The following is a 20,019-nucleotide window of genomic DNA, read 5'->3' as shown; positions in this document are numbered from 1 at the left end:
CGGGATGGGGCCGTTCGCATGCCAGACGGTCAGTTCCGCCGGATCCAGCGGAACGTCGCGCGGCTGAGGATGAAGCCGACCACGAGCCATGCGGCGAGGGCGACCGCCACGAGCCCGAGATCCCATGATCCGCTCGGCTCCGCCGACGAGAACGACTCGGGCAGGATCGCCGCGCGCATACCCTGAGCCATCCACTTGAGGGGAAAGACGGAAGCGACGTTCTGCAGCCATTCCGGCAGCGCGGTGAAGGCGATGTAGACGCCGGAGATGAACTGCAGCAGCAGCACGACCGGGATCACCACGGCGGACGCCGTCTTGCCCGACCGCGGCACGGCAGACAGTGCGATGCCGAGAAGCGTGCACGAGAGCAGGCCGAGCACGAAGACCCAGGCGAAGCGACCCCAGGCCTCAGCATCCGAGGGCAGCTCGACCTGATAGAGGACGACCGCGACGACCAGCAGCAGAGTGATCTGCAGGATCGCGGTGACGAAGACCTCACCGATCTTGCCGATGAAGTACGTCGCCGGTGAGATCGGCGTGCTGCCCAGCCGCTTGAGGGTTCCGTCGCTCTTCTCCACTGCGATCTCGATCGACAGGCCCTGCATCCCGGAGAGGAAGATGCCTCCTGCGACGAGACCGGGAAGATAGTACGTCGCCATGCTGATCTTGTCGGGCCCTTCGCCGATGTCGCCCGTGAAGATCGTCGCGAAGATGAGGTACATGAGGGTGGGGAACAGGAAGGTGAAGAAGACCTGGTCGCTGGCACGGAAGTACTGACGCAGTTCGAACGGGATGCGGCGTACCCCGAGGCGAACCGTGCGAGCGAGCCCGAAGTTCGGCGTGGCAGTCGTGGTGCTCATGCGGACTCCGCCACATCTGCCCGCAGGGCCTCTGCGGTCGGATCGGAATCGGATGCGGCTCCGTGCTCACGGATGAGGCCGAGGTAGATGTCCTCGAGAGTGGGACGCACGACCTCGAGGCCGTCCGGCTCGCCGCCCGCGCGCTGCAGCTCGGAGACGACCGCACCGGGAGTGGTCGTGCGCTGCTCGCGGCGCACGCCGGCGGCATCCCTCCAGCGCACCATCGGCGTCCTCGCCTCGGGCCCGCCGATCTCGTCGATCTTCCCGATCGCCACGATGCGCCCGTCTGTGATCACCGCCGCGCGATCGCCCAGCCGGGCGGCCTCATCGAGATAGTGAGTGGTCAGCAGGATGCTGGTGCCCTCGGACTTCAGGGTGCGGATGAGCTGCCAGAACTGCTGTCGGGCCTCGGGATCGAAGCCGGTCGTCGGCTCATCGAGGAACAGGAGTTCGGGGCGTCCGATGATCCCGAGGGCGACATCGAGACGGCGCTGCTGACCACCGGACAGCTTGCCCGCTCTGGATCGCTGCTTGTGCTCGAGCCCCACGGCGGCGATCACCTCGTCGACCGAACGAGGGTGGGGGTAGTAACCGGCGAACTCGGTGAGCAGCTCCCGCACGGTGAAGTTGCCGGCCTCTCCGGTGGACTGCAGCACGATCCCCAGTCGCGCCTTCCACGCCAGACCGCCGCGCTGGGGGTCGACACCGAGCACGCGCACGTCGCCGGACGTGCGGTGACGATAGCCCTCGAGGATCTCGATGGTCGTCGACTTGCCAGCGCCGTTCGGGCCCAGAAGAGCGAAGGTCTCTCCCCGGCGGATGTCGAAGCTGATGCCGTCGACTGCGACGGCACCCCCGTACTCCTTGCGGAGATCCCGCACCTCGATCACGCTGTCTGTCATAGGTACAGCGTGCACGCTGACGGCTCCGAGCGATAGCAGGACGGGTGAACGAAGCGGGGGCGTGGGCGGATATCCGCCCACGCCCCCGCTCGGTCAGTCAGGAGAAGTCGCTCAGCGGGAGGCCTTCTGATCGGACTCGACGACCTCGATGGTGATCTTGCCGTCGATCGTCTCGGCGTTCTCGTCGAGGAGCTCGTCCTCCAGTGCCTCGTCACCGCGGAACTCCTCGTCGCCGGTGACCTCGTCTACCGCGTCGTCGGAGTCGTCGATCAGCTCGGCTTCCTCGACCTCGACGGTCTCGGCGTCGGTGTCGTCATCGACCTGCGACGCGGCCGCTGCAGAGCCGACGGATGATGCCTCGTCGCTGAAGATGCCCTCCGGGCGGATCAGCTCGCGCACCTCGGCCATGAAGCTGGCGAGCTGCTGCTGCTGCCAGCGCAGCTGGCGCGCGTGGTCCTCGGCATCCCGCAGCACGGCGGACGTGTGACCCGTCACCGAGTCGACGATCTTCTGCGACTTCACGCGGGCACGGTCCAGGGTGTCGCGGGCGCGCACCTGAGCATCCGCTTCGATGGTCTGCGCCTGCGACCGCATCAGGCGCTCGTAGTCGTCAGCCTTCGCCGAGATGCGCTGCGCGTGATCGAGCGAAGCGGCCACCTGCTCGTTGGCATCGGTGGTGATGCGCTCGGCGTGGGCGACGGCCTGGTTGTGCAGCACCAGGAACTCCTGCTGAGCGTCGTCCTGCCGACGGGTGAGCGTCTCCTCGAACTCGAGGACGCGGGCGTTCATCTCGCGCACCTCGCGCTCGGCCTCGGCGCGCAGCTGGGTGGTCTCGCGGGTGACGAGCGAGCGGAGCGCCGCAGCGCCCTTCTCCGCTTCGGTGCGGATGGCCGTGGCCTCCTGCGTCGCCTGATGCACCCGCTCTGCGGCGTGCGCGGCCTCGCGCTCGAGCGTCGCCTGGTGGGCGGTGTACTCGGTGTCGATCTTCAGGCGCACCTGGTCGGCGTCGTGCTGAGCGTGCGCGATGATGCGGGTGACGTCGGCATCCGCCTCGGCCCGCTGTGCGGTGACCTCTTCGCGCGCGGCCGCCATCAGACGGTCGGCCTGCACGGCGGCGTTCTGGATGAGGACGTTGGCCTGCTCCTCGGCCACCCGGAGGATCGCCTCGAACTGCTCCCGCGACGGTGCCTCCTGGCCATCCGCGCGCGGGGTGTCGACGAGCTCGTTGGTGAGGGTGGCGACCTGCTGCTCGGTCTCGGCAGCCTTCGCCTTGGTGGCGAGGAGCTCCGCCTCGAGCTCTTCGCGGGCGATGCGCTCTTCTTCGCGAAGCGCCTCGACTGCGTCCTCGTGACGTGCCTCGGTGGCGGCGAGGTCGGCCTTCGCCTGCTTCAGCTGATTGCGCAGAGTGCTGAGGGCCGAGTCGACCTCCGCCTTGTCGTAGCCGCGGAACGAGGCCGTGAAGCCGGACTGCTCGCGCGGCGTCTCTTCGATCAGCTTGTCGAAGAAGTCGGGGGTCCGGTCGTTGTCGGGGGATTCACTCATGGGTCGGCCTTTCCGGCGCAGGTCACAGGGACTGAGAGCTGTGATGAGAAATGGTGCCGTCGCGAGGCCGACTGTGGGCTGGCCGGTGCGTGATCAGCAGTAACACAGCCTAGTTGCGACGGCTGTGAGATGCACCCGATGTTCCGGTACGCACTGGGCTTCTCTACTCCGCGATCCACGACTCGGTCGCATCGTCGCGCCGGTGCCGCAAGGGCGGCCCGGGCGAGACCTGGACGCCCTCAGCGCGTGCTGCGGCGGAGACGGCGGAGCGCAGGTCTGACCAGAACTCGGAAGTGTTGGGAACGCCCAGATGTTCGCGGATCCTCTCCACCTGCAGACGGGTCCCGTTCTCATCGTCGACCACCCGCACGATCGCGTCATCCGGTTCGACGAATCGGATGCCGTAGCCTCCGCTCGCGAGCGGGGTGAACTTGCGTGGCTGCTGACGCACGACCCCGTCGACGATCTCCCTCGCCGTGGCCTCAGACGTCTGCAGCACCAGCGTCGCGCCCAGTTCCTCGAGTATCCCGCTGAGGCGGTCGGCCGCGTGACGCTGCTCTGCTCTGCCGCCGGCGGCGCCGGCGGAGCGACGGACCCAGCGGGGAAGGAGGATCGCGAGCACGATGATCGCGCCGATCGCGGCGATGTAGATGAGCGGATTGTCCACGGATACAACCTACGTGCACCTCGTCCCCCAGGCCTTGGAGGAATTTAGCTCCAGTGCTACATTCGGAGCATGACGATCATCCGCGGTGTCCGTGCTCAGCTCCGTCGGCGACTCCTGATCACCTATCGGGTCGAGCCGGAGGTCGCCGCCTCCCTGCTGCCCACGGGATTCCGCCCGCAGATCGTCGACGGGTCTGCGGTGGCCGGCGTGTGCGTGCTGGGGCTGGAGTCGATCCGACCGAGCTGGGCGTGGGGCCGGTGGGGTCTGCGCTCCGAGAACGCCGCCCACCGGGTCGCCGTCGAGTGGGACACCGCGGATGGCGTGCAGAAAGGCGTCTTCATCGTCGGTCGGCACAGCTCGGCGTGGCATCCGGTCATCTTCGGCGGACGGTTGTTCCCGGGGGTGCATCGCCGAGCGAGGTTCGAGATCGAGGAGGGGGATGATCGCTACGCGGTCACGATGGATGCCGGCGAGCACAGTCTCTGCGCGGATGTCGAGGTGGGAGGCGCATGGTCGAGCTCTCTCTTCGCCTCGATCGACGAGGCCTCGGACTTCTATCGCGCCGGTCGGCTCGGCTGGTCGGCGGCGCGGGGAGGGCGCAGCGTCGAATCGGTCGCGCTCACCACCGACGCGTGGAGGGTCGAGAACGCACACCTGCACAGCGTGAGCTCGTCGTTCTTCGACGCTCTTCCCGCCGGCTCAGCGGTGTTCGACAGTGTCGTCGTGATGCGCGATCTTCCGCTGACGCTGTCGGACGTGCGCGAGTCCCGGATCGACGCGGTGCTCAGCCCAGCAGGAACATGATGAGGATCAGCACGGGCAGGCAGCCGAGAGTGGTCAGGAATACGGTGTCGCGCGAGATCGTCTCGCCGATGTCGTAGCGCTGCGAGTAATTGAAGACGTTCTGTGCGGTGGGGAGCGCGGCGAGGATCACGACGATCAGCACCTCGGCCGGCGAGAGCCCGAAGACGAACTCGGCCACCACCCACGCGATCAGCGGCATCGCGATGAGCTTGAGCGAGGTGGCGAGGATGATGTCCCGCCGGTGGCCGGGAGCCCCGAGCACGCGCTGGCCGTGCAGGGAGATGCCGTAGCTGATCAGCAGAACCGGCACGGCGGCATCGGCGATCAGCTGAGCCGGCTCCATGATGATGGGCGGTACTGTGAGGCCCAGCACCGAGATGAGGGTGCCGAGGAGTGACGCGATGATGATGGGATTCGTCGCCGTGCGCACGAGCGTCTTTCGCAGCGATACGCGATCGCTCGTGACGGCGTCGAGGATCGTCAGCGAGATCGGGGTGAACACCAGCAGCTGCATCAACACCACCGGTGCGGGGTACGCGGCGCTGCCGAGAAGGTAGAGCGACAACGGGATGCCGATGTTGTTCGAGTTGACCTGCCCCGCCGACAGCGCTCCGATCAGGGTCTCTCCGACCGGACGCTTCCACCAGAGCCGCGCGATGAGTGTGTAGATCCCGATGATCGCGACGGCCGCGATCGCCGACACGGGGAGCAGCGAGGAGAAGAGCATCTTCGCATCGGCGTGGGCGAGCACGGTGAAGAGCAGGAACGGCGACAGCACGAAGAAGATCAGACGCCCGAGCACGTGCCGGGCGTGCGGTCCGAGCAGGTCGATCCGACCGAGCACATAGCCGAGTGCGATCGCGACTCCCACGACGGCGAATCCGGTGAGCGTCTCGAGCATGGTTCGAGCGTATCCAGCCCGGAAGCACGTCGTCGCCACCGGCACGGTCGGCGCGCGGGAGTCCGCCGTAGCAGTCGGAGTGGGCCCGCGTCAATGGATGAGCTCCGATCAGCGTCAAGACGGGGTGCGGCCATACGCTGAGAACACGACGAGCAGCATCTGCCGCTCTCCGTCGGTCGAACCAGACGGTGCCCTCGAGTTCTCTCGGTCTTGAGCGCCCACATGGGGGTGGGTGCGCTTGCGGACCTTCTCATCGACTGCTCCGGTCCCCCCGTTCGGGCGCGGGGGACCGGAACCAACTCCCTCGGGAGTGGCCGCTACTTCAGGCGGAGCATCCTCTGCACGGCCTTCACGCCGGCGTTCGCGCTGCGGGCGCGCATCGCGGACTCGAGCTCCTCGAGCGATTCCTTCGTGTCCACCCGGGGCTCGCCGAGGTAGAGGTCGCGGAACACGAGATACCAGAAGTCGCTCAGCATGAGTCGATAGAGGTCGTTGAGCGCGCGGTCGGTGAGGAACTCGAAGAGCTCCACATGGGCTTCGATCCATCCCTCGCCTGTCTCGACGGACTGGATGGCGTCGGCGATCAGTTCGCACGCGATGGCGAGATCCGCCTCGGACAGCGCAAGCGCGGCCTCACGGATGATCTCCCCGCCCTGAGAGGCGGCGAACTCGCGGGTGATGCGGGACCGCTCGTCGGTGATGTCGGTGACCATCGAGTAGCGGTTCGCGTGGACCTCCATCAGCCCGGCGCGCGCCAGTCGCTGCACGGCCTCTCGGACGGGGGTGCGGGTGACTCCCAGATCGTCTGCGATCGCCTTGTCGCTCAGTTTCGCGCCAGGCGCGTAGGTGCCGTCGGCGATCGACGTCGCGAGTCGACGAAAGAGCTCTTCAGCTCCGAGGTTCCGCTGCGCCCCAGGCACAACGGGCAGTTCAGGTCCCATATCGGTATATTACGGCGCATAGGTATGGCGCGGCTCTCCGCCGAGCAGATGCGTGTTTGACCTGCGGCCCGTGCACCTGCTCGACGCATCGAGACGGTCGTCCTGAGACGTGTCGTCTCGTGGCTGGAGCGCGTGACGACAGGCGCAGAACCAGCAGCCCAGGGGAGCGGAGCAGACACCGACTCTCACCGGAAAAAGCGGAAACCCCCGCCATGTAGAAGCTAGGCGAGGGTTCCTAAGGTGACTGTAATGATCACCCTGTGGCTCCGACGGGCGTCGATCCCGTGACCTCACGATTTTCAGTTGGATGCGGCGGGGTTGTGGGTGTCATGTAGTGCTCGTTCCTCGCGTGATTCCGCGGAAGTTGTCATGGTTGGTCGCGGCTGGTTGAAGGTGGTTTCAGCGGAGCTACCGGCACAGGACCGGCACGACGGAATGGTCTGGCGGCGATTTAGGTCGCGGCCCCTAGACTCGGCAGCGGAGGAACGATGAGAATCAAGAGCGCTCGAGTTACCAACTACCGGTCCGTGGTCGACTCAGGAAAGTTTGATGTCGAGAACGACAAGACGATCCTTGTCGGGGTGAACGAAGCCGGTAAGACCGCTCTGCTGCGAGCGTTGCAAACGATCCACGCTCCCGACGATGCGCCCCTTCTTGACTACCTGTTCGACTATCCGAGGTCAAAGCTGAACGATATCCAGCGCGGTCGTGTCAAGCCTGCCGATATCAAGGTCGCCATGGCAACTTTCAGCCTCGACCCCGAGGATATCGCCGCGATCGCTTCCCACGTCTCCGTGGGCGCGGATGCGACCATCACGTGGCATCGCTATATGGACAACTCGCTCAGGTACAGCCTGACGGGCTTTCCCTCGGTCCCCAACGTCGGTGCTGCGAAACCGCATGCGATACGAATGCGTGCGGCAATCGCGAAGGTAGATGACTCCGAGGACGCTCTGACCGAACTGGATGCCTTCATCGCTCTGGACGACGACGAGAGTCTGGATGGCGCCGAAGTGAGGCAGCTTCGCTCAGCACTCACGGAGGCATTGCCGCTGATCGACGAAGAAGACGATACGGGGATGAATCGCTGGACGAAGCTGGACGAGCTGGCCAAGGTCGGGCCACGGGTCGTAAAGGCCAAAGACATCCTGCATGGGAGGCTGCCTCTCCTGGTCTACTACTCGACGTACTTTACGGTGAGGCCGCGCATCAATCTAGAGTCGCTTGCCGAGCGTCAGACCCGCGGAGACATCGACGGCGAGTATGACTTCGGTAACTTGTGCCTGCTCAAGCTCCTTGGCTTCACCGCGAGCGAACTGTCGCAACTCGCGAAGGGCGCTCCAGAACGTCCGCACAATTATGACGGCGATCCCGCAGTCCGCGAACAGCACGAAGCGGCCGTGGTCGCCTACAACCGACAGCTGGATAGTCGCCAGTATCAGCTGAACGCGGCCAGCGTGCAGCTCACGACCGATCTACGTCGAGTATGGGGAGACGACTCCCTTCAGCTGCGCCTAGTTGCGGACGGTCAGTATCTGAAGGTCATGGTGGTCGATGATCTGGGCGTTGAGGTCGAACTTGATCAACGCAGTGAGGGATTCCGCTGGCTAGTCTCGTTCTTCGTGGTCTTCCGTGCCCAGGCACAGGACGACCTCGAGGGCGCGATCCTCTTGCTTGACGAGCCTGGGCTGAGTCTGCACGCACTGAAGCAACAAGAGTTCCGCAAGACGATCTCGCTCCTTGGCGCGGACAACCAGATCATCTACTCGACGCATTCGCCGTTCATGGTCGGTTCGGATGAGTTGGATCTCGTTCGCATCGTTGAGATGAAAGACCGAGCGTCGGGGACCATGGTTCATACTCGCTTGCAGGTCGACGACCCGAGGTCTATCTTCCCCCTGCAAGCTGCGCTCGGCTACGAACTGGCGCAGAGCATGTTCTCGCAGAAGAAGAATCTGGTCTGCGAAGGCGTGACAGATATGTTCTACCTCAACGCGGCAAACGCAGCAGCAGGAGCCGAGTCCGAGCCCAACTTTAAGAACTCGCCAGCCATTATCCCCGCAGGTGCGGCGAGTAAGGTGACATACTTCGCGACCATCTACGCCGGGCAGAACCTTGATGTCGTGACGCTCTTCGATTCGGATTCTGCGGGCGATCAGGCCGCAAAGCAGGATGCCTTGGTAGCGTTGTTGCCTCGAAAAGCGATCCTGCAGGTGGGCCAATTCCTGGACCCGGCGATCGCGAATGCTGAGATCGAGGACATGTTCAGGGAGACGATCGCGGAGGTAGCGAAAAGTCTTGGGTGGGACAGCTTGAAGACGATTGCCAGCCAACCGACCCGGCCAATCATGAGCATTCTGTCCGCGGAGCATGGCAAGGGCGTGTCGAAGTGGAAGCTCGCCAAGGAATTCATGACCTGGCTCGGATCGAACGGCTACAGCGCTCTCAAGCCCGCTGAGAAGGTGGCCTGGACGAAGCTGGCGACTGCTGTAAATAAGGCGCTCTAGAGGTAGAGCGTGCCTCTCTCGGACCGTCACCTCTCGGGGTGAAGGAGTGCGGCGCCGAGGAGCGCCCGGACCGCAGCGAAGCGAGGACCGGACGCACCGCAGCGCGCCGTACTCCTTTGCCTTCGCCGGCCGGAGGTCGGCCTTGAATGAGTAGAGAAAGTTCTCACAGCTGGAGTCGCCGAGGCAGGGTGCGATGATTGCCTATGCTCTTCACCGCGCTCCACAGGCTGCTCGGCCGCGCCGCAGGTCCGATCACGGCGGAACTGATCGATGCGGCCGTCGAGAACCACATCGCGGAAGCTGATGACCTTGACTGGAAGCGGGAGTTGCCGCCGACGAAGGGTCTGTCGGCGACCGACTTCCCGAAGGATGTGGCAGCGATGGCCAACAGCGGCGGCGGTGTCATTGTCTACGGAGTAGAAGAGGAACAGAAGCGTGCGATCGCTCGTCGCGATGTGGGCGAGCTCTCAGAGAACCATGAACGAACGCTCCGTGCTGCGGCCTATGGCGCGATCACCCCGCCCGTTTTCGTCGCCATCCATACGTTCGACGACGCTGGCAAGCGGGGGGTTGCGGTCGTTGTGCCCGCATCTGTGGATGGACCGCACCTAATCTTCAAGGAGAAGTTCTTCGGCGCTCCGCTGCGTAACGACGCAGACACCGAGTGGATGAAGGAGCGGGAGATCGAGGCGGCGTATCGGGCCCGTCTCGATGATCGACGCCACTCGGCCGCTGCCTTAGTGCAGCTCTACGAGGAGGCGGCTGCGGATTGGAGCGACAGTCAGCGAGCCGTCCTGATCGCTGTTGCGCGACCACGCCTCTCCCCGCTGGGATCAGGCCGTGTTGATCGCGAGGTGGCGCGTTCGGTATTCAGGCGAGCTGAGACGCTCGGGCAGGTCTTTGCGGACCCGGTGGGTGTGCACCCCCTCGTCAACGTTGTCGATAACCCGCGACCTGGTCTACGTCGATGGGTAGCGGTGAACGCGCATACGGCTGAGAAAACTCTTTGGCGGGCAGCCAGAGCATCGGTCCACGAGGATGGCGCGGTAAGTATGGTCGCGACGGTTGGCGGCCACCGAAAGCCTTCTGGCGGCGAAATGAGAGACAGCCAGGTGGATTCCGCAGCCATTGAATGTGCTGTGTCTGATTTTCTGGCGCTCGTGCGAACCTGGAGTGAGTTGCGCGGCGTCCGGGATCAGGACGTCAGGGTAGGTATCGAATGGCCTCACGTGAAACCGCTGCTCATTCAGACGGTGGACCAGAGTGGATACCCGTATGACGGCACGTCGGTCCCCTTGAAACGCTACGTACCCGTCAGCGCGACGATCGACGCAGGTGCGGCGGATGAAGAATACCTGTCGCGGGTCTACGAAGTCGCTGAGGACTGCGTCAATCAGGGTGGGATTAAGAACGTCAGGATGATCAAGCGCGCCGAGACTGGGGGATAGTTCAGTTTCGCGCGCGAGACTTGCGAGTTGGGTTGAGGCGATGTGGACGTTCGGAAAAGCGCCTCACCCAGTCGTCGTATGTCGTCACCAGCTCGGGCTCGCGGTCAACGAGCGCACGGCGGAGGAACGGACCAGTTTCAGAGATTAGACGAGGTTCGCTGGCAGTGAGCGGCTCACCGTTCGGGAGAAGCATGACGACTCGATCTGGATCAAAACTGTCGCTCGTAGCGTCGGGGTTGAGCGACCACGCTTCCTGGGTCGCGGCCTCACGCATCCGCTGACGGATCTTGAGTTGCGCGTCAAGCGACTCCGACAGACCTTCGAAGTGGTGTTCGCGGAGTCCAGCGAAGGGCTCGACGATTAGGTCGATGAGCGGATCGGGTCGGTCCATTTCGCGAACTGCTTCGACGTGAGCGTCCACGTATCGGTGGCGGAGCGCACTCGGAGAGATGTGCTGAAGCGCAGCCAGTGCCCCGAGGTTGGGTCTTTCGGTTGCGAGGTTTCGATGTCGAAGTGGACCCGAACCGTCGTCGCGACCGCAGAAGGTCAGTGTTCTGGGTGCGACGAACTGGCCGCTCCCGGCACATCCCCGGCACAACGATCGTCGGGGCCACTTGTCGCGCTTCGCTCGCTCAACGACCAGGGAGGTCGGAGCGCTCAAACGTCGGCGGATCGGAAGCATCCGATTCAGGCTCGTAATCAAGCCCTCATCAGGGAAAAAGCGGAAACCCCCGCCATGTAGAAGCTAGGCGAGGGTTCCTAAGGTGACTGTAATGATCACCCTGTGGCTCCGACGGGCGTCGATCCCGTGACCTCACGATTTTCAGTCGTGCGCTCTACCAACTGAGCTACAGAGCCATGCGACCGGCTAGACCTGTCGCATCTAGACGAAAGGCCCTTCTCGAAGAAAAGGGCCCGTCGCTTAGAGCGACCCTGACGGGACTTGAACCCGCGACCTCCGCCGTGACAGGGCGGCACGCTAACCAACTGCGCTACAGGGCCATACTTGTTTTCAATTGTACCGGAAGGAGTGACCCCAACGGGATTCGAACCCGTGCTACCGCCGTGAAAGGGCGGCGTCCTAGGCCGCTAAACGATGGGGCCGAAGTCTGTCCCGGAGGACTTCCTTGCCGACGCTCAAGCATAAGGGAAGATCTGAGCAAAACGCGAATCGAGGGCGAGCCTGCTGTCTCCCGGGCGTGTTCAGGAGGACGATGGACTCACATCGCTGTGCCCTCTCCCGCTGTCCGTCCACTGGTGCGGATGTGAAAGAAGTTGTTAGTGTGGCATCTGTGAAACCGGCGAAAGGGGCCGTGTGAACGACCATTACTCCACGTCGGATGCTGCTGCGGCGGCGTCCGACGACTGCGGCTGCGCGCCGACCCCTGCGGAGAGCCGCGCGTTCTGGAAGGACCGTTCGGTCACCCGTCGCAGCGCCCTCACATTCGGCGCGCTCAGCGTCGTCGCCCTCAGCGCCTTCGGCGTCTCCTCAGGAGTGACCGCCGCGTACGCAGCCTCGTACCCCAGCTGGGACGACGTGCAGAACGCCATGAACAACGAGTCCGCGAAGGCAGCGGAGGTCACGCGCATCGAGGGACTCATCCAGTCGCTCAAGCAGCGGGTGGCGGATGCGCAGGCCAAGGCCGTGCTCGCGGGCGAGGAGTACAACGCCGCGCAGCTCGCCTACTTCGACGCCATCGCCGTCGCGGAAGAGCTCCAGTCGAAGGCCGATGAGCAGGCCGTCGCCGCCGATGACGCCACGAAGAAGGCGGCCCAGCTCGCGGCGCAGCTGTATCGCAACGGCGGCGACGACACCGCCCTCGAGCTGTTCTTCGCCGGCTCGGCCGACAACGCCGACCAGCTGCTCTCGCGTCTCGGCACGATGGACAAGGTCTATCAGTACAACCAGACGGTGCACGACAACGCGGTCGCTGCCCGCAACTCGGCCCAGCAGCTCACCGATCAGGCTGTCGTCGCCCGCACGGAGCGCGATCGCCTGCAGCAGATCGCCGAGCAGAAGATGATCGAGGCTCAGGCCGCTGCGGACGCCGCTCAGGCTGCGCTCGACGAGCAGTCGGCGAACCTCGCGACGATGCAGGCACAGCTCTCAGCCCTGAAAGACGCCACGGCGACGACCGTGGCCGGGTACAAGGAGGGCGTGCGCGTCGCGGAGGAGGAGCGCAAGCGTCGCGAAGCGGCCGAGGCCGCGGCAGCCGCCGCAGGCAACGGCGGTGGCGGAGGTGGCGGCGGAGGCGTCGGCGGTTCGCCGGGTTCCGGCGGCTGGGTTCGACCGCACGGAGGACACCGGAGCGCCGGATTCGGCCCCCGGCCCAAGCCCTGCGCAGCCTGCTCCGGCTACCACTACGGCGTCGACCTCGCGAACGGGTGCGGCGCGGCGATCTATGCGGCGCAGTCCGGCACCGTCGACTACGCCGGTCCGCGCGGCAACTACGGCAACTACATCCGCATCCAGCACGGTGGGGGAGTCTCCTCCGGCTATGCCCACATCAGGGACGGCGGCTTCGCCGTCCGCAGCGGGTCGTGGGTCAACTCCGGTCAGGTCATCGCCTATGCGGGCAACACCGGAGCATCCGTCGGCTGCCACCTGCACTTCGAGGTGTACATCAACGGCGCGTACACCAACCCGATCACGTTCCTCGCAGATCGCGGCGTCTCGGTCTGAGAACGACCACGACGAGAAGACCCCCGGCCGCTGAGCGGAACCGGGGGTCTTCTCGTCGGAGCCTGGGGTCAGTGACCCTGCTCGCCGAAGCGGACGATCGCCTCGTCGAGGATGCGCTGCGCCTCTGCGGCGTCGCCCCATGCGTCGACCTTGACCCACTTGTTGGGCTCGAGGTCCTTGTAGTGCTCGAAGAAGTGCTCGATCTCCTTCTTGGTGTACTCGGCGACGTCGCCGATGTCCTGGATGTGGGCCCAACGGGGGTCCTTCGACAGCACGGCGACGAGCTTGTCGTCTCCGCCGGCCTCGTCGCTCATCTTGAGCACGGCGACCGGGCGCACCTCGACGACGACGCCGGGGTAGATGGCGTGGTCGAGGAGCACGAGAACGTCGAGCGGGTCGCCGTCCTCGCCGAGGGTGTTGTCGAAGTAGCCGTAGTCGGCGGGGTACCCGAAGGTCGTGTAGAGCACGCGGTCGAGGTGCACTCGTCCGGTCTCGTGGTCGACCTCGTACTTCACGCGGCTGCCGCGCGGGATCTCGATGACGGCGTCGTGTGCGCCCATGCGTGTGCTCCTCAGAAATGACGGTTGGATGCCGCGCACTAGCCTAGCCGGGCCGTCGACGGGTGCTGTCAGCGTTCGGCGGCCGGGGCGATGCCGAGCAGTGCATCCTGGACGGCCGCCGTGCGGTCGCGGATGGCGGCAGCCACCGCGGCGACCGCGGGCTGGCGCAGCGAGTCCGGACGCAGCACCATCCAGTAGGGCAGGCGCTCGGCGAAGTCGTCGGGGAGGAGCCGCACCAGATCGGCGTGGCCGTCGGCCAGGAAGCACGGAAGGAAGCCGATCCCCGCGCCGGCGCGTGTGGCCTCGACATGGACGAAGACATTGGTCGAGCTGAGCGAATCCGGCATCCCCGGCACGAGTCGTCGAGGAGCATCCAGATCGTCGACCTGGAGCATCGAATCGACGAAGTAGACCAGCGGATGCCTGCTCAGCTCATGGGAATCGGCGGGCGTCCCGTGCTCGTCCAGGTACCCGTGCGACGCGTACATGCCCAAGGTGTAGAAGCCGAGTCGGATGGCCTCGGCGCGGTGCACCTGCGGTTCTCCGACCACCACTTCCAAGTCCAGCCCGGAACGGTACTGCAGAGCCCGCCGGGTGACGTTGACGATCTCGACGCTGAGTCTCGGATACTTTCGCCGCAGCTGCGCGACCGCGGGCGCGATGACGAACGCACTGAACCCGTCGGTGGCGGAGATCCGCACGACCCCGGCTATCTGATCGGACTCGGCTTCTCCTTCATGGATCGTCGCCACCGCCGTCTCCACGTCCTCGGCAGCGCGCACCGCCCGACGCCCGAGGTCTGTCAACTCCCACCCTCCCGAGCTGCGGGCGAGGACCCGCCCGCCCAGGACTCTCTCCAATGCGGCGATGCGTCGCGAGACTGTCGTGTGATTCAGCCCCAGGCTCTGGCCGGCAGTCGTGAAGCGACCGGTGCGCGACACGGCGAGAAGGATGAGGAGATCGTCGGCGTGCGGCTCGGAGGAACTCGGGGAAGATGTCACATCTGCAATTGTGCACTCCGTCTCTGCTCGACTGGTCATTGGCGCACAGAGCCGGGCGTGCACATACTGGCGGAGGCCGCCCGCAGACGGGATACCGGCCCGCCAGGCAGCCGTCGACGAGGACGCTGCAGAACACGAAGGAGTGCATTCATGGGCGTCGAGCAACCGGTCGACTCGCAGGTCGAGACCCGAACATCCGGGCTGAAGAAGATCGTGGCCGCCTCGATGGTGGGCACGGTGGTGGAGTGGTACGAGTTCTTCCTCTACGCCACCGCCGCATCGCTCGTCTTCGGCACCTTCTTCTTCCCCAACGCCGGCACCGAGCTCGACGGCATCATCGCCGCATTCCTGACCTACGCGGTCGGATTCATCGCCCGTCCGCTCGGCGGCATCGTGTTCGGCCAGATCGGCGACAAGCTCGGCCGCAAGCACACCCTGCAGATCACCATCATCCTCGTCGGGGTCGCGACCTTCCTGATGGGGTGCCTGCCCGGCTTCGATTCGATCGGCTACTGGGCGCCGGCGCTGCTCGTGCTCCTGCGATTCATCCAGGGGTTCGCCGTCGGCGGTGAATGGGGCGGTGCCGTGCTGCTGGTCGCCGAGCAGAGCCCCGACAGGTCTCGCGCGTTCTGGTCGAGCTGGCCCCAGGCCGCCGTCCCGGTGGGCAACCTGCTGGCGACCCTGGTGCTGCTCGGCATGTCCTGGGCGCTTCCCGCCGACCAGTTCCTGAGCTGGGGATGGCGCGTGGCGTTCTGGGTCTCGGCGATCGTCGTCGTCATCGGCTATTACATCCGCCGGCACGTCAGCGAGGCACCCATCTTCCTCGAGGCCCGCGCACAGGTCGAGGCCGACAAGGCCGTGAGCTACGGAGTGCTCGAGGTCGTGCGCAAGTACCCGCGGGGCATCTTCGGAGCCATGGGCCTGCGCTTCGCGGAGAACATCCTGTACTACATCATCGTCTCGTTCACGATCGTGTACCTGAAGACGGTGCACGCCTACGACACGAGTCAGCTGCTGCTGGCGCTTCTGGTCGCGCACGCCATCCACTTCGTCGTGATCCCGCAGGTCGGCCGGCTCTCGGACGCCTGGGGACGCAAGCCCGTCTACCTCGCCGGCGCGGTGCTCGGAGCCAGCTGGGCGTTCTTCGCATTCCCGATGTTCGACACCCAGAACCCGTTCGTGATCATCGCGGCGGTCACGATCGGTCTGTGCTTCCACGCGCTCATGTATGCGGGGCAGCCGGCGATCATGGCCGAGATGTTCCCGACCCGCATGCGCTATTCCGGCGTCTCCCTGGGGTACCAGGTCACCTCGATCGTCGCGGGCTCGCTCGCGCCGATCATCGCCACGGCCCTGCTGCAGGACTTCGGCTCGTGGCTGCCGGTGGCGATCTACGTCGCGGCAGCTTGCGCCGTCACCGCGGTTGCGGTGGTCACCCTCAAGGAGACCCGCGGGGTGTCCCTGCACGACATCGATGACGCGGATGCACGCAAGCACGGGCTGAACACTCCCCGGGTGAGCGCGGCATGACCGAGCGAAGCATCGAGCGGCCGGATGCGGCCGGTCTGTCGCTGAGCGGCCGCCGAGCCCTGGTGACGGGAGGCGCCAGCGGGATCGGCCTGGCGGTCGTGCGAGCATTGGCCGCGCGTGGCGCTCATGTCGTGGTCGCAGACAAGGATCGCGCGCAGTGCGAGGCCGCCGCGGCCGACGTCGGAGGCTCGAGCTGGGTGGTCGATCTGCTGGAGCCGGCCGCCGTCACCGACGACCGGCTGGCCGACGTGCTGGCCGGTGTCGACATCCTGGTGAACAACGCCGGGATCCAGCACATCAGCCCGATCCAGGATTTCGATCCCGAGGACTTCCGACGGATCGTGACCCTCATGTTGGAGGTTCCGTTCCTGCTGATCCGCGCGGCTCTGCCGGAGATGTACGCGAACGGGTTCGGCCGGATCGTGAACGTCTCATCGGTGCACGGACTGCGCGCATCGCCCTACAAGTCCGCCTACGTCGCGGCCAAGCACGGGCTGGAGGGACTGTCGAAGGCCACCGCGCTCGAAGGAGGGGAGCACGGCGTCACCAGCAACTGCGTCAACCCCGGCTACGTGCGCACGGCGCTGGTCGAGAAGCAGCTGTCCGACCAGGCGCGTGTGCACGGCATCCCTGAAGCCGAGGTGCTGGCGAAGATCATGCTGACCGAAAGCGCGATCAAGCGCCTGATCGAGCCCGACGAGGTGGCATCGCTGGTGGCCTGGCTGGCGAGCGACGAGGCGTCGATGGTCACCGGGGCGAGCTACGCGATGGACGGCGGCTGGTCGGCGCGATGAGGAACGATCCGCGTCCAGAGCCGATCCAGGAGCGATGACAGAGGTCCGGTGAGCCAGAGCAGCAGCAGGGCGAGGTACCCCACCCCTCCGAGGCTGATCGCCAGCAGCATCGCCACCGCCGAGAGCAGGATCGAGGCGATGTCGGCGGCGGCACCGTGACGGATGCGGGAGGGCGGCGTCTTCGTCAGGTCAGGGTGCCGCAGCAGATAGATGCGCGCGCCGAGCGTGGTGATCTGCGTGGCGATGAGCGTGCCGATGTAGAGGACCACCTGCAGTGGGTCGGTGTCCATCTGGCCGAGCATCGCCGTAGGCACCGGCAGCCAGACGATCGTCGCCATCCAGGCCACGTTGAGCTCGTTCGGTCCTGAACCGCAGCACGTGATCCGTCACGGCGCCAGGCTAGAGCGCGATGCCCGTCGAGCGCGAGCGCTGTGCGGTGATCCGTCCCCGTGATCTACCGTTGGTCTGTGCCGTCGCTCTCTCCCGTCATCGCCGAGATCCGCCTCGCCGTGCGCACCGCGCTCGCCGATCTGCCCGAGGGGTCGACAGTCGTCGTCGCTCTCTCCGGGGGAGCGGACTCCCTCGCGCTCGCCGCGGCGACCGCTTTCGAGGCGCCCAAGCTCGGGCTTCGGGTGGGCACGCTCACCGTCGACCATGGGCTGCAGAACGGGTCGGATGCCGTCGCCGCGCGCGCTGCGAGAGCGGCGGCCGCGCTGGGGCTCGACGCGCTGGTCGTGCGCGTGGAGGTCGGCGCTGACGGAGGCCCTGAGGCAGCGGCGCGAGACGCGCGGTACCGGGTGCTGAAGGACGCCGCGACGGATGCCGGTGCGGCGGCCGTGATCCTCGGGCATACGCTCGACGACCAGGCCGAGACGGTGCTGCTCGGTCTCGCACGCGGATCCGGCGCCGCGAGCCTGCAGGGGATGGCTCCCGTGCGAGAGGACGATGACGGACTGCGCTGGGTGCGCCCGATGCTCGGGGTGCGGCGCGAGACCACACGAGCGTTCTGCGCGGAATCCGATCTCGAGGTCTGGGACGACCCGCACAACACAGAGGATCGGTTCGCCCGGGTGCGGGTGCGCGACCGGGTCCTTCCGGTGCTCGAGACCGAGCTCGGCCCCGGCATCGCCGAGGCGCTCGCGCGCACCGCCGAGCAGCTGCGCGAAGACGCCGAGGCGTTCGACGAGATGATCCACGAGACGATCGAGGACATCGTCGAGCACGCCGAGGCGGGGATCTCCGTGAGCGTCGCCGCACTCGCCGCGAACCCCGCCGCTCTCCGCAACCGCATCATCCGACTCGTGGTCGACAGCGAGTTCGGCGTGAGCCTGACCCGATCGCAGACCCTCGAGGTCGCTCGTCTGGCGATCGACTGGTCGGGTCAGGGGCCCATCGATCTGCCGGGGTGCTCGGCGGCTCGAGCGGGCGGTCGCATCGTGTTCACCGCGCGCTGAGCCGCGGCATCCCACTCCTCGCGGAGACGGAGAACTCCCGCGGTCGCCTCCTCAGGAGGGGGCCGCAGGGGTGTCGTCCGGCAGGCTGGCGGGGGCTACTTCTTTCCGCCCAGCAGGCCGCCGAGGATGTCTCCGATTCCGCCGCCGCCCGACGAGCTTCCGCCGCCGAGGATGCCGCCGAGGATGTCTCCGATTCCGCCGCCGCCCGTGGAGCCGCCGCCGAGGATGCCGCCGATGACGTCACCGATTCCGCCGCCGCCCGACTGCGACTCTGCAGGCGCGGACTTCGCGGACTTGTCCTTGGTGGCGTTGGCGATCAGGCCCATCACGATCGGAGCGAGGATCGGAAGGAGCTTGCCGAAGTCGATGCCGGCGGTCTCCTTCGACTCGGTGAGCTTCTGTGTGACCTTCTGCTCGTCGTCGCCGAGGATGTGCGAGACGATCTTGCCGCCGTCGGTCTGATCGATGTCGTCGACCTTCGCCGCACCGGTCCGTCCCTCGTGGCGCTTGAGCGCGTTCTCGATCGCGGAGGAGCCCTCAGCGGTCGAGGCGTTCTTGGCGAGGCCACCGAGCAGCACCGCTCCGCCCTGTTCGACCGCCTCCTTGGCGACGTCGGGGGAGACTCCGAGCTTCGCGGCGATGTCGTCGATCGGGACCTGCTTCAGGATGTCGTCGAGAGCCATGGGTGAATCCTTCCGTCCGGGGCGTCCGCCCGTCACACCGTCAGAGTAGTGGGGATGCCGGCGCGCATCCGGAATTCTGGTCGACGATCTGCGGATGCTGTGCAGGACCATGGTGATGCGTCGCCTAAAATCGATCCATGCGCGCCGCGGAGATCCAGGACGACCTTGCTCAGATCCTCGTCACAGAGGAGGAGATCATCGCGAAGCTCGATGAGCTCGCGGCCCAGGTGGCGATCGATTACGAGGGCAAGGAGATCATCCTCGTCGGCGTGCTCAAGGGCGCGGTCATGGTCATGGCCGACTTCGCCCGCGCACTTCCGTTCCACGCTCCGATGGACTGGATGGCCGTCTCGAGCTACGGTGCGAGCACCAAGTCGAGTGGTGTCGTGCAGATCCGCAAGGACCTCGACACCGACCTGAACGGCAAGCACGTGCTGATCGTCGAGGACATCATCGACTCGGGTCTGACCCTCAGCTGGTTGCTCGAGAACTTCGAGTCGCGCGGCGCGGAGTCCATCGAGGTGCTCGCCCTCCTCCGCAAGCCCGAGGCCGCGAAGGTGGTCATCGACTGCAAGTACGTCGGCTTCGACATCCCGACCGACTTCGTGGTCGGCTACGGCCTCGACTACGACGAGCGCTACCGCAACCTGCGCGATGTGGCCGTGCTGGCCCCGCACGTCTACAGCTGAGCGGACGCTCCGGCGCACCCGCTACGCCGTGGGTGAACGCACAGCGGCCACCT

The 20,019-nt window shown here is 66.0% G+C and carries 19 protein-coding genes and 3 tRNA genes; 8 read left to right on the top strand and 14 right to left on the bottom strand.

Going from position 1 to position 20,019, the window contains the following annotated elements:
* Positions 1 to 29: 29 nt before the first annotated feature.
* The 4 genes from QRN21_RS16515 to QRN21_RS16500 form a co-directional block, all read right to left on the bottom strand.
* Positions 30 to 860 carry an ABC transporter permease gene (locus QRN21_RS16515; RefSeq protein ID WP_053098711.1) on the bottom strand — a complete coding sequence of 277 codons (831 nt, stop codon included), beginning with the start codon at positions 858 to 860 and terminating at the stop codon, positions 30 to 32.
* A complete protein-coding gene (locus QRN21_RS16510; protein WP_056276729.1) occupies positions 857 to 1,762 on the bottom strand; it encodes an ABC transporter ATP-binding protein in 906 nt (301 codons plus the stop codon). The genes QRN21_RS16515 and QRN21_RS16510 overlap by 4 nt, the downstream gene beginning before the upstream one ends.
* Positions 1,763 to 1,873: 111 nt before the next feature.
* The gene (locus tag QRN21_RS16505) at positions 1,874 to 3,304 is read right to left on the bottom strand and encodes a coiled-coil domain-containing protein (protein ID WP_056276732.1); all 1,431 of its coding nucleotides are present in this window, start codon (positions 3,302 to 3,304) and stop codon (positions 1,874 to 1,876) included.
* Positions 3,305 to 3,467: 163 nt separating this feature from the next.
* Entirely contained in the window at positions 3,468 to 3,971 is a 504-nt protein-coding gene (locus tag QRN21_RS16500; protein WP_285365315.1) for a hypothetical protein, read from the bottom strand.
* Positions 3,972 to 4,040: 69 nt separating this feature from the next.
* Here QRN21_RS16500 and QRN21_RS16495 point away from each other — a divergent pair, with 69 nt between their 5' ends.
* The gene (locus QRN21_RS16495; protein WP_285365313.1) at positions 4,041 to 4,775 is read left to right on the top strand and encodes a DUF2071 domain-containing protein; all 735 of its coding nucleotides are present in this window, start codon (positions 4,041 to 4,043) and stop codon (positions 4,773 to 4,775) included.
* Here QRN21_RS16495 and QRN21_RS16490 read toward each other — a convergent pair.
* Together QRN21_RS16490 and QRN21_RS16485 are read right to left on the bottom strand one after the other, a co-directional pair.
* A complete protein-coding gene (locus QRN21_RS16490; RefSeq protein WP_285365312.1) occupies positions 4,756 to 5,676 on the bottom strand; it encodes an AEC family transporter in 921 nt (306 codons plus the stop codon). The genes QRN21_RS16495 and QRN21_RS16490 overlap by 20 nt on opposite strands.
* A gap of 317 nt (positions 5,677 to 5,993) precedes the next feature.
* Positions 5,994 to 6,617: a GntR family transcriptional regulator gene (locus QRN21_RS16485; RefSeq protein ID WP_082586498.1), complete on the bottom strand. Its 624-nt coding sequence runs from the start codon at positions 6,615 to 6,617 to the stop codon at positions 5,994 to 5,996.
* Positions 6,618 to 7,105: 488 nt separating this feature from the next.
* Here QRN21_RS16485 and QRN21_RS16480 point away from each other — a divergent pair, with 488 nt between their 5' ends.
* Positions 7,106 to 9,124, top strand: a complete 2,019-nt coding sequence (locus QRN21_RS16480) for an AAA family ATPase (RefSeq protein ID WP_285365309.1) — start codon at positions 7,106 to 7,108, stop codon at positions 9,122 to 9,124.
* Between the two features lie 203 nt (positions 9,125 to 9,327).
* Complete coding sequence (locus QRN21_RS16475) at positions 9,328 to 10,572, top strand: AlbA family DNA-binding domain-containing protein (protein WP_285365307.1); 1,245 nt, start codon at positions 9,328 to 9,330, stop codon at positions 10,570 to 10,572.
* Position 10,573: 1 nt separating this feature from the next.
* Here the strand turns inward: QRN21_RS16475 and QRN21_RS16470 are convergent, their stop codons facing one another.
* The 4 genes from QRN21_RS16470 to QRN21_RS16455 all read right to left on the bottom strand — a co-directional run bounded on the left by QRN21_RS16470 (position 10,574) and on the right by QRN21_RS16455 (position 11,676).
* On the bottom strand, positions 10,574 to 10,963 hold the full coding sequence (locus QRN21_RS16470) for a hypothetical protein (protein WP_285365305.1): 390 nt from the start codon (positions 10,961 to 10,963) through the stop codon (positions 10,574 to 10,576).
* Between the two features lie 394 nt (positions 10,964 to 11,357).
* Positions 11,358 to 11,430 (bottom strand) — tRNA-Phe (locus QRN21_RS16465).
* A gap of 70 nt (positions 11,431 to 11,500) precedes the next feature.
* Positions 11,501 to 11,574: transfer RNA gene (locus QRN21_RS16460), tRNA-Asp, on the bottom strand.
* Positions 11,575 to 11,603: 29 nt separating this feature from the next.
* Positions 11,604 to 11,676: transfer RNA gene (locus QRN21_RS16455), tRNA-Glu, on the bottom strand.
* 211 nt (positions 11,677 to 11,887) lie between these two features.
* Between QRN21_RS16455 and QRN21_RS16450 the strand changes: the two genes are divergently transcribed.
* Positions 11,888 to 13,255, top strand: a complete 1,368-nt coding sequence (locus tag QRN21_RS16450) for a peptidoglycan DD-metalloendopeptidase family protein (RefSeq protein ID WP_285365304.1) — start codon at positions 11,888 to 11,890, stop codon at positions 13,253 to 13,255.
* 68 nt (positions 13,256 to 13,323) lie between these two features.
* Here the strand turns inward: QRN21_RS16450 and QRN21_RS16445 are convergent, their stop codons facing one another.
* Together QRN21_RS16445 and QRN21_RS16440 are read right to left on the bottom strand one after the other, a co-directional pair.
* Positions 13,324 to 13,815: an inorganic diphosphatase gene (locus tag QRN21_RS16445; protein ID WP_053098719.1), complete on the bottom strand. Its 492-nt coding sequence runs from the start codon at positions 13,813 to 13,815 to the stop codon at positions 13,324 to 13,326.
* Positions 13,816 to 13,883: 68 nt separating this feature from the next.
* Entirely contained in the window at positions 13,884 to 14,855 is a 972-nt protein-coding gene (locus QRN21_RS16440; RefSeq protein WP_285365301.1) for a LysR family transcriptional regulator, read from the bottom strand.
* 111 nt (positions 14,856 to 14,966) lie between these two features.
* On the opposite strand from QRN21_RS16440, the gene QRN21_RS16435 reads away from it, so the two are divergent.
* A complete protein-coding gene (locus QRN21_RS16435) occupies positions 14,967 to 16,346 on the top strand; it encodes an MFS transporter (protein WP_056276751.1) in 1,380 nt (459 codons plus the stop codon).
* Complete coding sequence (locus QRN21_RS16430) at positions 16,343 to 17,140, top strand: 3-hydroxybutyrate dehydrogenase (RefSeq protein WP_285365298.1); 798 nt, start codon at positions 16,343 to 16,345, stop codon at positions 17,138 to 17,140. Before QRN21_RS16435 ends, QRN21_RS16430 begins: the two co-directional genes overlap by 4 nt.
* On the opposite strand, the gene QRN21_RS16425 is transcribed toward QRN21_RS16430, so the two are convergent.
* A complete protein-coding gene (locus QRN21_RS16425) occupies positions 17,107 to 17,478 on the bottom strand; it encodes a hypothetical protein (RefSeq protein WP_285365296.1) in 372 nt (123 codons plus the stop codon). The genes QRN21_RS16430 and QRN21_RS16425 overlap by 34 nt on opposite strands.
* A 129-nt stretch (positions 17,479 to 17,607) precedes the next feature.
* Between QRN21_RS16425 and tilS the strand changes: the two genes are divergently transcribed.
* Positions 17,608 to 18,594 carry a tRNA lysidine(34) synthetase TilS gene (gene tilS / locus QRN21_RS16420; protein WP_053099371.1) on the top strand — a complete coding sequence of 329 codons (987 nt, stop codon included), beginning with the start codon at positions 17,608 to 17,610 and terminating at the stop codon, positions 18,592 to 18,594.
* A 95-nt stretch (positions 18,595 to 18,689) separates the two neighbouring features.
* On the opposite strand, the gene QRN21_RS16415 is transcribed toward tilS, so the two are convergent.
* Positions 18,690 to 19,277: a DUF937 domain-containing protein gene (locus QRN21_RS16415; RefSeq protein WP_056276759.1), complete on the bottom strand. Its 588-nt coding sequence runs from the start codon at positions 19,275 to 19,277 to the stop codon at positions 18,690 to 18,692.
* Positions 19,278 to 19,414: 137 nt separating this feature from the next.
* On the opposite strand from QRN21_RS16415, the gene hpt reads away from it, so the two are divergent.
* Positions 19,415 to 19,966, top strand: a complete 552-nt coding sequence (gene hpt, locus QRN21_RS16410; RefSeq protein ID WP_053098725.1) for a hypoxanthine phosphoribosyltransferase — start codon at positions 19,415 to 19,417, stop codon at positions 19,964 to 19,966.
* Positions 19,967 to 20,019: the final 53 nt, after the last annotated feature.

The sequence above is a fragment of the Microbacterium sp. LMC-P-041 genome (genome assembly GCF_030209555.1).
Classification (GTDB): domain Bacteria; phylum Actinomycetota; class Actinomycetes; order Actinomycetales; family Microbacteriaceae; genus Microbacterium.
Note: the sequence above shows the minus strand (reverse complement) of the source record. Positions and strands in the feature narration are given on the sequence as shown.